Source organism: Mycolicibacterium llatzerense (assembly GCF_025331195.1).
Lineage (GTDB): Bacteria > Actinomycetota > Actinomycetes > Mycobacteriales > Mycobacteriaceae > Mycobacterium > Mycobacterium llatzerense.
Genome location: NZ_LXOV01000002.1, coordinates 1 through 11,714 on the forward strand (window position 1 = coordinate 1; position 11,714 = coordinate 11,714).

The 11,714-nt window shown below is 63.0% G+C and carries 8 protein-coding genes; 7 read left to right on the forward strand and 1 reads right to left on the reverse strand.

The window, feature by feature from the left end; translation table 11 throughout:
• The first annotated feature begins 903 nt into the window (after nt 1-903).
• The 7 genes from A7G45_RS14495 (at nt 904) to A7G45_RS14525 (ending at nt 10,588) form a co-directional block, all read left to right on the forward strand.
• Entirely contained in the window at nt 904-2,454 is a 1,551-nt protein-coding gene (locus tag A7G45_RS14495) for a hypothetical protein (RefSeq protein ID WP_260938235.1), read from the forward strand.
• Nucleotides 2,455-2,488: 34 nt separating this feature from the next.
• Nucleotides 2,489-4,444, forward strand: coding sequence for a DUF499 family protein (locus A7G45_RS14500; protein WP_260938236.1), 1,956 nt, complete (start codon nt 2,489-2,491; stop codon nt 4,442-4,444).
• Between the two features lie 51 nt (nt 4,445-4,495).
• Nucleotides 4,496-5,766, forward strand: a protein-coding gene (locus tag A7G45_RS14505; RefSeq protein WP_260932028.1) for an IS3 family transposase whose coding sequence is annotated in 2 segments (ribosomal slippage) — nt 4,496-4,769 and nt 4,769-5,766 — 1,272 coding nt in all. Because the reading frame shifts where the segments join, the coding sequence is not laid out codon by codon here.
• 7 nt (nt 5,767-5,773) lie between these two features.
• Nucleotides 5,774-6,883: a hypothetical protein gene (locus A7G45_RS32290; protein WP_276555224.1), complete on the forward strand. Its 1,110-nt coding sequence runs from the start codon at nt 5,774-5,776 to the stop codon at nt 6,881-6,883.
• A gap of 339 nt (nt 6,884-7,222) precedes the next feature.
• The gene (locus A7G45_RS14515; RefSeq protein ID WP_260938238.1) at nt 7,223-7,573 is read left to right on the forward strand and encodes a hypothetical protein; all 351 of its coding nucleotides are present in this window, start codon (nt 7,223-7,225) and stop codon (nt 7,571-7,573) included.
• Between the two features lies 1 nt (nt 7,574).
• Nucleotides 7,575-9,821 (forward strand): tetratricopeptide repeat protein, encoded by a 2,247-nt coding sequence (locus A7G45_RS32525; RefSeq protein ID WP_260938240.1) that lies wholly within the window; start codon nt 7,575-7,577, stop codon nt 9,819-9,821.
• A gap of 275 nt (nt 9,822-10,096) precedes the next feature.
• Entirely contained in the window at nt 10,097-10,588 is a 492-nt protein-coding gene (locus A7G45_RS14525; protein WP_260938242.1) for a hypothetical protein, read from the forward strand.
• Between the two features lie 402 nt (nt 10,589-10,990).
• Here the strand turns inward: A7G45_RS14525 and A7G45_RS14530 are convergent, their stop codons facing one another.
• A complete protein-coding gene (locus A7G45_RS14530) occupies nt 10,991-11,527 on the reverse strand; it encodes a hypothetical protein (protein ID WP_260938243.1) in 537 nt (178 codons plus the stop codon).
• Nucleotides 11,528-11,714: the final 187 nt, after the last annotated feature.

Here is an 11,714-nt window from a genome sequence, read left to right on the forward strand (position 1 = left end):
GTGAGACACGCCCGGAGAGAGCGCATAACGTTCTCGGGCCGCGGGATGATTCCCCTTGAGGCAGCTCGACTCGGTGTCAGCGCAACTGCTGTTGACTACAGTCCAGTTGCCGTGCTGGCCAGTTACCTGCTCACCAGTGCACCGTTCGAGGACTGGACGGCCGAGCCGCCACTTCCGTTCGGCGCCGACAGCACCACCTTCACGATGGAACCATCGGATCGGCTACTGCACGACCTTGAAAAGGTATTCACCGAGCTCGGCAGCAGGCACGCCGCAACGATGGACGGTTTCTACCCGCGCCACGACGGCGAATTGCCCTGGGGCTACCTATGGTCCGTCACCATTCCCTGCCAAGAATGCGGCCACCGATTCCCCCTTATCGGCTCATATGACCTCATCCTCCCCAGGGGCGATCGAGACCCGATGTCGTTCCACATCACCGGCGACCGCACAACCGGACAATGGCACGCAGTGCTCGACAAAGGCCGACCCACCCACACCCCAACCCTGTCCAACGCGGTCATCAACGGCCGGAAAATCGCCGGCAAGAGCGCAGTATGCGTTTTCTGCTCCCACGTACATCCACTCGACGTCCACCGCCGCCTGCTCCAAGAAGGCCACGGCACCGACGCACTCGTCCTGGCCGCCGACATAGAACCCAACGGGCAGAAGATATTTCGCCTACCCACCACCGAGGAATACAACGCCACAGAAGCTGCCGCCAGCGCGCTCAAAACGGAACAACCGTTCGGACCATTCCTGCCCGCCATCCCCAACGAGGCGATCGCCCCAGGCAACAACAACATCATCGGCCCGAGCATCTACGGCGCACGAACCTACGGCGACTTCATGGTCAACCGACAAACGCTGTCCTACATCCGACTGGCCCGCCTCATCAACCACATGGGCGAAGAACTGACCGCCGCAGGACTATCGACTCAATACGTCAAAACGCTGACCGGGTACGCAACCGCCGTCGTCGTCAAAAAACTCAGGCGATCCACCCGCGGCGCCCGCTTCCAAACCAGCGGCGGCGCCCGCGTTGGCGACCTCTTCGTCAACGAAGGCTCAATCACGTTCTCCCACGACTTTTTCGAGGCCGGCATCGGCACCGGCCCCGGAACATGGTCATCCATTTCGGACAACGTGCTCGCAGCCTGCCGCAATCTCTTCGCCGACCTGCGCGGCGAACCAACGCACGTGCAACGCGGCAGCGCCACCGCATTATCGTTCCCGCCCAACACATTCAGCGCCGTCGTCACCGACCCACCGTATGACCAAATGATCGCCTACGCCGACGCCTCCGACCTGTTCTACATCTGGCTCAAACGCTGCCTGCACAACACCTGGCCAGAACTGGTCATCACCGCCGACAGCCATGGCTGCCAAGAAAAAACAAACGAAATCATCGTCAAACGCGTCCGCGGCGAAGCCCCCGACGAACACCGCACCCGCGAGCACTACGACACCCTGATCGCCCAAGCCTTCGCCCAGATGCGCGCCGCCGTGCGCGACGACGGAGTAGTCACGATCGTCTTTGGCCACGGCGAACCCGAAGTATGGCAACGACTGCTGCACTCCATCGAACGCGCCGGCCTCGTCATGACCGGATCGTGGCCAGCCAACACCGAAGCTGGCGGCCAGCAAGGCAAAGCCAACATCGAGACCACCCTCACGATGGCGTGCCGACCCGCACCACCAAATCGCCCAGCAGGACGCAAGGGCGCAGTCGAATCGGCCATCAGAGCCGAAATCGCCAAACGCCACCCAGACTGGGACCGCTGGGGCTTAGCCCCAGCCGACATGCTGATGGCCGCCGCCGGCCCCGCAATGGAAGTCGTCGGCCGCTACAGCGAAGTGCTGGACGCACGAGGCAACCCAGTCGACATCCACACCTTCCTGCCCCTCGCACGAGCTGCCGTGCAGGAGGCGATGGCCGTCGAAATCAATCACCAGCCGTTGGAAGCCTTCGACGCACGCACCCGCTTCGCGCTGTGGTGGGTGCGCCTCTATGCGCGCGCCGCGCAAGCAAAATCCGAACTGCGGTGGCAGACACTGGCATCCGGTCTGGAAATCGGCCAGGTGCGCGATCTCGTACGTGACGCCGCCAGCGGAGTTCAGTTCGTGTCCTCAACGGATTACACCGCAACCATCACCTCAGACTCAGCCACCATCGACGTAGCGCTGGCCCTGGCCGCAACCTCTGATGACGGCCTCGATGCCATGGGCCGGGTGCTGGCCGACGCCGGCCGCGACAGCGACGACGCACACCTGTGGGCCGCCATCGCCTTCCTCGCTGACCGCCTACCTGACAACGATTCCGACGCCGTGGCATTCACACGCGTACTTCGTACCCGCACGTCGATCGGCTCCGCGGTCACCGCGGCGGCCAGCGCCAACAGCGACGCCTCAGCGCGAGCTCGCGACGCCGAGGCGCAATTGAAACTGATCTGATGTTCTGCCCGACAACCATTCAGGAGGCACAGCCTTGACGACATCGGTGACCCCCTGGTGGAAGGCACTCAAAATTCGGCAGGAGATTCTGTCGGCGTCAGGGCAGATCGACGACGTACAAATGTCACTGTTCGCCGCGGTGCACGGCGCCGGAGCTGCGCGCCCCCCGTACGCCGACGCCCGCTACTACGGGGAAATCACCCATCCCACAGCACGATTAGTGGACCTGCTCACCGAAATCGCGATCCGTGTCGGCGCCGGCGACGACTACCTCAAAGCCCGGGCAGTGACCCGACTCGACCAGGGCATGGGCGGCGGAAAATCACACTCCTGCATCGGGGCATACCACCTAGCCGCCGACCCCGAGGCCCTACTGAGCACAGAGTTAGGTCGCCAGGTGACCGCCCGGGCCAAGTCACGGACCGGATCCACGCTGCCCACCGACCTCGGCAACCCGCACGTCGTCGTGCTGGCCTGCGACAACATGACACCCGGGGCACCGGTGCAGGAATACGACGGACCCGCCGTGACCCTCTACGAACGGTTCCTGTGGCGACTATTCTCCCGCGACTACGCGCTTTTCGAGCGCTACAAACCGTTTTGGAGTGACAAACACAAGATCGCCGACGCACTGCGCGCCGTCAACAGGCCAGTACTGATCATCGTCGACGAAGTCCTCGACTACATCGGTAACGGGCTAGACGGCGCGAACAAGCCAGACCTATCAGCACAAGACATGGCCTTTCTGCGGGCACTTCTCGATGTGGTCAACGACGTACCACACGTGGCAATGCTGGTAGTGATGATCGCCTCCGACGCCGACAAGACCGCCCTATCAACGGCAGCCCAACACCGCCGCGACGACCTCAACTCCCTCCTGGAACGCAACGGCACCCCCGCCACCGTCACCGAAGTCGGCGACTTCGCAGACATCCTGCGCCGCCGCCTCTTTGACGCAGAACCCGCCGCCGAAGTCGTCGCCGCCACCGCCGCCCTATACGAACCCGTACTAGCCGAACGCAGCTGGACCAAACAGGTATGGGATGCCATCGGCGCCGACTGGCGCGGCCGCTGGCGACAGGAAGTCGCGGCCTGCTACCCGTTCCACCCGATGCTGATGGACCTAGCCAAGGAAGAATGGAGCAAGGTCACCGGCTTCCAGCGGGTCCGCTCAACCATCCGAATTTTCGCAGCCACTGTCTATGCCCAGCAGGAACGCGGCAAAGCCGAAGAATGGGTGCCAGCGCTGATCGGCCCCGGCGATCTACCATTGTCGGATTCGGCTGTGCGCGAAGCGATCCTAGGCAGTGGCCTAGTCGAAGACGAACGCACCATCGCCAACTACCGGTCCCTCGCGGAGATCGAGATCGTCAACCACGATCAGACCAGCGGAGCAGCCCGCCGCCAAGACCTGGGACGCGAACCGCTGTTGTGGAGCCAAGACAACCCGCGAGCAGCTGAACGCGCGGCTACCTACATCTTCCTCGCCAGCATCGTCGGAACACTGCGTCCCACCCGCGGCCGCGGTGCCAGCGCACCAGAAGTCAAGGCTGCCACCAGCATTCCCGACATCACGTACACCATCACCGACGCCGACACCGTCGTCGCCGAACTGGTCGACCCCGACCGAGGCCTGACCGCGCTAGAAATCCTTCCCGGACAAGGCAACAACAAACCAGCTCACTACTACCTATCAACCCGACTGACCCACCGCATGCTCGTCTCCAGCATCCGGCGCACCATCACCGACACCGAGCGCGACGCCGTCCTGGCCGAATTCGCCCAAAAACTCGCCAGCACAGGACCTTTCCGAGAACCCAGGTTCGTCAGCGCCGATCTCTCACGCACCCCAGCCGACGTGCTTAGCGGCGCGGGCCTAGACACCGCACACACCACACGACTAGTAGTGCTCGATCCCGCACAGTTCAGCCTGCGCAACGGCGCCGAGGCCGCCACACTCGAGGCACTCAACGCAGCCACCGGACTCTGAATCACCCCGGGTTTGATGCACACCTTCTTTCGAGGGAAGGTAGTTCGCATCATGCCGAAGAAGTACGACGAGGAGTTCAAGGCCCGGGCGGTGCGGTTGGTCGGTGACCATGCCGAGGAGTACGACACCCGTACGGCCTGCATCACCGCGGTGGCCAAGCGGTTGGGGGTGTCCTACGAATCGCTGCGCCGGTGGGTCAACCAGGGCGAGGTCGATACTGGGGTCCGCGAGGGTGTCCCGTCCGATACCGCACGGGCGTTACGGGAGCTCAAACGCAAGAATCGTGAGCTTGAGGAAACTATCGAAATCCTCAAGGCGGCAACAAGTTTCTTCGCGCGGGAGAGCGACCCGCGACGCCGCTGATTTGCGGGTTCATCGCCGAGCATCGTGCTCGGTTCGGGGTCGCTTCGATCTGCCGCGTGCTCTCTGAGCATGGCTGCCAGATCGCCCCGAGAACCTTCTACGCCTGGCTGGCTCGACCGCCGTCGGCGCGGGCCTTGTGGGACACCGTCATCACCGAGGTGCTGGCCGGCTACTACGAGCCCGATGAGCACGGTCGCCGCAAGCCCGAGTCGTTGTACGGCGCGGTCAAGATGTGGGCGCACCTGCAGCGCCACGGCATCACGGTAGCCCGCTGCACAGTGGAACGCTTGATGCGCGCCAACGGCTGGCAGGGCGTGCGCCGGCGCAAGAAGGTCCGCACCACCATCGCCGATCCGGCCGCCGGGCGTGCCCCGGATCTGGTGGACCGCCAATTCCGAGTCCCCGCCCCCAACATGCTGTTGGTGGCTGATTTCACCTACGTGCCGCTGGCCACCGGGGTGTTCGTCTACACCGCATTCGCCATCGACGCGTACGCCGGGCGGATCGTGGGCTGGACCTGCTCGACCAGCAAGGCAGATCTGTTCGTGCGCCAGGCGATCCGGCACGCCGCTGAACTCCGGCGCCGTGAAGGTAACCCATTGTCGGGCAACACTATTCATCACTCCGATGCAGGTTCGCAGTACACATCGGTGCGGTTTGGTGAAACGCTGTTGTTCTCCGGGCTGTTGCCGTCGATCGGATCCGTCGGCGATGCCTTCGACAACGCCTTGGCCGAGACCACCATCGGCCTGTACAAGACCGAAGCTGTCCGTGATGACTCACCGTTTCGGCGAGGGCCACTGAACAGGCTCACCGACGTGGAACTGCTCACCGCCGACTGGGTGCACTGGTACAACACTGACCGGCTCATGCACCGTCTCGGACGCATCCCGCCGATCGAATACGAGACCATCTACTACGCTGCAGCGACAGCCCAATCAGAGGCTGCACACCAATAAAACCGGTGTGCATCAAACCCGGGGCGGTTCACTCGGCCAAGGCCCCACCCAGCTGCCCGTTCAATGGGCCAGCAGCGCCGTGTACGCCGTCGTCAACACACAGCGGCGAGCACAAGCACGCAACCTGGCATCGGAGTACCTCGCACGCAGCAAAGCCCTGGCAGCACCAGAAGTTCAGGCCGACCAGGAACTCAAAGACACAGGCACCCGCGAATTAGCCAGTGCGCGCGACCAACTGGAGAAAGCTCTCAGGCGCGCCTACCAACACATTGCCTTCGTCGCCCAACCCGACCCCGACGGCGAGCGGTACCTCGATCAACACTCCTTCGACGACGACTCCCTCACCGCGCTCAACGGAACCATGGTGTGGAAAGCCCTCGCCGACCGCGACAAAGTCTTCGACAAAGGCCAATTCGGCGCAAAAGCACTTCTACACAACCTGCGCGACCAGGACTACGGCAAGACACTGTCAGACCTGCGGGCCGCGTTCTACAGTGCGCCGCGCCTGCCACTGCTCTACGGCGGCGACCAAGACCTGCAACAAGCCGTCTTCGACGCCGTCAACGCCGGCGACCTCGCCATCGTCGACGCCGCCGGAACAGCGGTCGCCGTCACCGCCCCCGGCCAGATCAACCTCACCAGCGCAGGCCTACGGATCGCACGCCCAACACCCCCTGACTGCGCCACCTGCGGCCAGCCAGCGCACAGAGGCGCCTGCACCAACACCACCGCCGCGAGCACCGGCACGACCACCGCCGCGGCGTCCGGCGGGCAAACCTCAAGCCCAGCCAACACCAGCGGCGCCACCACAACAGCCGCCGGCGGGGCGCCGGCAGGCGGCGGCGCCGCGGCCACGACGAATGGCGGCAGTGGTGCCGCCACTACGTCCACAGCGGAGAAGTCCGTGGCGTTCTCGTTCACCAGCAGCATGCTGTCGGCCGGCGACACCGCGGACGGATTCGCCACACTATTCCGATCGCTCTATGTCGCACTCGACGAACGCAAGATCAGCTACATGCAGGGAACCCTCAACATCGTCGTAGATGCGGAGGTCGCAGGAGACCTCGCACCCCTGCTGTCCGATCTCGGGTTGACCGCCACCGTACGCGACATATGAACCGAGTCATGCGGATCAAGAGGCTGGGCGTTGTTGCCCATAATGAATACACGTCCCGTGGCGGCGGCGTCGACAGACAGTTCGCCGCTCGACGTTGGGGCCTGACGGGTGCCGTCAAAAGAGCCAACATCCAGCGGTAGGCGCATGCCCCTGTATCGGCTGCTTCCTCCTCGGGCTGCGGCAGTGCGGGGTTCGCCGCGAACCGCCGGAGCTCTGCGCGCCGCGCAAACTCATCGCAGCCTCCACAACGTCGCTGTCAGTGGTTCTCGGCATACTGACAGTGACGCGTCTGATGGATGAAGCCGCCCGCGCGGGTACGAGAAGGATGAGGGATAGAGCATGGCCAGTTGGACAGGCGCTCACCGGCAGATTCTCCCCCTGACTTTCGGGGCCGTCTCGGTTGCCGGATTGGGAATCGCGACCAACGAGGCCACCACCGGCGGTCATACTTCGTGGTGGTGGGTTCTGGTGGGCGTCGCCGTAGTCGGAATCGTGGTGTCCGGCTACTGGAGCTACGTGACACAAAAGCTGATGCGTGCGCGCCCCACGAGCGAGCCGGAAACGTCTACGAACCAGATTGCCGACCATGGCGGTGCGAACATATCTCTGGTAGCAAACGATCACTCGGTCACTGCTCTGCATGTCGACACGCTGAACATGGTCGCCCCGACCGACACCACCGAGTCCTGACGTGACCACCGATGATGATTCGGGCGGTTCGCACCCTGCGATGGAGGTGACGATTCAAGCTGATCACGGATCGACCGCGATCGGTAGCGTTGGACAGTTGAATATGGCCAATTCCGGCACAACGGTCATCGGCGAAGTCACCCAGCTGAACATGATTCTGGCCGATGCGGCCCCCCAGAACGCTACGGCGTCTGTCCTGCCAATCGGTTCGATGTACGCATCGTCCGCCGAATTCGTTGGCCGGCAAACACAACTTGACGAGCTGGCTACATTCCTTGGCACGCGTGGAAATCCCCCTTCGGTGGCCGTCGTGAGCGGACTGCCCGGTGTCGGCAAGACCGCCTTTGTCCGGCAGGCCGCGTTGACGGCCGAAACCGCACAGCCATTCACTCGCGCGCTGTTCACCGACCAGCATGGCTACGACGAATCCGCGGCCGATCGAATACGGCCGGACAGCCTCTACGGCCCCCTGCTCAGAGGTCTCGGCATACCCGGTGATCAGATTCCGCTGACGCTGGGTGACCGCGCCGCCCTGTACCACCAGGTCCTCGACCAGCACGCTGCGGCCGGCAACTCCGTATTGATATGGCTGGACAACGTCGGCGACAGCGGCCAGATCGACGGGCTGATCCCCGGCAGCCCAATACATCGGGTAGTAGTAACCACACGAGAAACCTTGCCCCGCAATCTCAATCATCTGGTGATCGAACTGGACGTTTTGCCGATTGATGACGCTGTAGAAGTGTTGGCGCATGCGATTGACGTCGGTGACAATCCTCGGATCGCGGCGGATAAGCCCACAGGGATGCGACTCGCTGAACTCTGTGACCGACTTCCCCTCGCGCTCCAGATCATCGCGGCGCTCATCACAGATGAACCTTCCCGCCCCCTAACTGATTTCGTGATCGAACTCGAAGAGGAAGAACACCGCCTCGACAACCTCCATTACGACGACCGCACGTCAGTGCGGGCCGCTCTGGCGCTGTCATACAGGCGATTACCCGATCAATTGCAACGGCTGTTCCGGCTGATATCGCAGGTTCCCGGAGGCGAAATCAGCCTGTATGCCGCGCGATGTCTGATCACCGCAACCCCTGCACAGGTCCGTCCTCAACTCATGGCACTAGTACGTTCCCACCTTGTCCAACAACAGGTTACGAACCAGTGGCGGATGCACGACCTTGTGCGGATCTTCGCCGGCGAGATGGCCGCCACCGACGCCGACGATGCCGCCCGCGCACTCAGGAGTCTGGTGCAGAACTACTTCATAGCCGTGGCGATGGCGTTCGAATGGCTTACCGCGGTCGCTTCAGACAAGACCCGAAAGGTGTTCGCGACCCCGGCCGAGGCTGCGTCGTGGTTCGAGGCAGAGCGAGCGACAGCGATGTCCATCATCACGCATATCGCCAATCGCGAGGGCTACGAACAGATTTGCCTCCCATTCGGCGTCGTTCTCGGTGACCTGCTCCGCAACCAGGCTCACTGGAGGACCGACTTCCACCACATCGCAGCGACCACTGCCTCGGTAGTATCGCGGGTCGCCCCCAATCGATTCGCCGCCAGCGCATTAAGCAACTATGGGACGTCGCTGCGGCTTCAACAGCAGTACCAACAGGCTCACGATGTATTCGAGCAGTCAGTGCAAATGTACGAGGCGATCGGAGACCACGACCGAGCCAGCGGGGCACGATGCAACATCGCCAACCTGCTGCAAGAACGAGGGCAAATCGACGCTGCGGTCGCCATCTATCGACAGGACCTGCAGCAATGCCCGCCGTCGACACATCCCCATACCGCAGCAGGCACGTTGCAAAACCTGGGCGCAGTGCTCACCCGTGCCGGTCGTCCCGCCGAAGCAGTACCTGAACTCGTTGCGGCACAGGAATTGCACCGGCAGATCGATGACCGGTCCGGTTTGGCGGCAACGTTGCTCAACCTCGGTGGCGCGTACGTGGAACTGGCCACCAAGCACAAGACCGCGTCCTACGCAGGACAGGCGGTACCGGTGCTCGAGGAGGCCTACGCGATCAGCCAGTCGCTACACGACCGGAAGAGCCAGGCCGACGCCGCCAACAACCTTGGTGTCGTGCTGTGCACGTTGCGGATCTTCGATCGAGGCATTGCGTTCCTCAACGAGGCATTGGAGTACCTCGAGAGTTCGGGACAAGATGTCCAAGCCGCACGCACCCGCTGGCACCGCGATGAAGCTCGACATGCTGCGGCGGCGGCGCAACCGCACAACATATAAGCGGCCGACCACGCCAACCTGGCCACTTGCACGTCAGTTATCTGTAACGGGTTGAGGGGTGTGTAGGACTGTTACCCACGTGGAATTTGGGATGGAATTCATCGTGGGAGACAGTGCTATCTGTAACGGTGCCACCGACGTTGACGTGCAGCTTACGATCGGTGTGTGGGCACTGCGAGAGTTGTCGCATCAGTGGCGGCGGGTTCCCTCCTGTCGCCCGCTCCTTTGTGGCCTCTGCCAGCTGAAGTACTGGTTCTTGCCACTGGGATGGCTCCGTGAGCGACCCAGCCCCCGTAGTCATCCTGCTGGCGATCTTCACGGTGGCCGTCCTCCTGCTGCTCTTGTTCATCGCCTACAAATGGAGCTCCAAGCAGCGAGCGGAATGGACTTCAACCGCCGGGCCGCGCCGGCCCGGGGTGAGCTGGCAGGCCGGTCGATGGGACACCGACTCCCGCCATGCGTACGTCGCAAATGTCGGGGATGACACCGCCCAAGAGGTCAGCGTCACGGTGTTCGACGAAGTTGTCGGCACAGCGCAGAGCGTTCCGCCCTATCGCGCCGATCGGCTGTCCTCATCGTCGGAACCGCCGTTCTACGTGAACTTCTGCGTCCACGAAGTACCCAATCAGCGGATTTCGTTCGGTGCAGACAGGGCTACCCGAAGCGCCCAAGGCAAGGCGGTTGATCCCGACGCATGTGAGGTCTTTGTCCACGTCAGCTGGTCGGAGCACGGTGAGTGCTTCAGCCAAACTGTCCGCACCGACTGACAACTGCAAACGGGATCGCCAGTTACATGTAGACCGCGAAGTCTGATTTCGCGCAACGTCTTACACATGACACTGACACGTAGATCAGCTCAAACAATCCAATCGATGCGACGCGTTACAGATAGACCTCGTACTCCTCAGCCCAGCGTTCAACCGGCTGACGCCAGTCGACCTCGTCGAGCACGACCTAGCTGGACAACGGGCTCAGCATGTGCGCTTCACGGCGTTGGTCAGGTTCGTTGCGGCGAGGTCGAATTCACCACTGCGGGCTGTGTCGATGATCGCGTCGCGCAACTCAACGAACTCCTGCGTGTTCTCGCACGCCCACGGCTGTTGCCCACATGCTGTCGTTGGTCCAGCCATGCGTGGTCATGGCCGGGAGGTTGGCGGAGCCGGCGGACATCACGACCACAGCTGGGGCATGATGTCGACGAAGTTGTGGCGGGCCTGCTGGATCCGAGACTGATAGTCGGCTTCACGCTTCCGGTAGCGCGCACTGAGCGCCAGGTACTCAGGGCTGCGTTCTCGGTTGAACCACTCCCTCAAGCCGTCCCGGGGCGGGGTGGCAATCGCCTCTTCCTCCGGTGTGTCGGCGAAGTCCGGGGGCGGTTCTGCCAGTCGCGCGATCAGGTCCTCGTACACCTCGCGCCGGTCCGAGTTGTCGCAGACCGAGAAGTCCAGGTGGTAGCGCAGGCTGGCGATGGCAAGCGCGTTGAAGTTGTGGTCAAACTCGTCGATGATCCAGTCGGTGTCGTCCAGATCCTTTGGCGCGCCGACGAGTTCGCGGTAGGACCGGCCCCGGGTGGTCAACAGGAGTCGGTGGCCAAACCCGATAGGCATGGCGATCTGGTGGCCGCGAGTGCGAGTGCGTTCGTAGAGCTTCTCTGACCAGTCGACGATTGCGATGTAGGCGCCAGGCAGGGCCAGGTGGCGGTGCATAGGTCACTCCGTAGGTCGGGTTTCGCCGGCCAACCGCCAGCTGAACAGTATGCGGCAGGATCTCGCCGATGGCCAGAGCGGACCGGCACGTCTGGCGGCACGTTGACTGTCAGCACGTCCCCCCAGTGTTGCGAACCGGACCGAAAGCGTAGAGTCCGACATGCCTGTCGACCAGTGAATGGCCGCG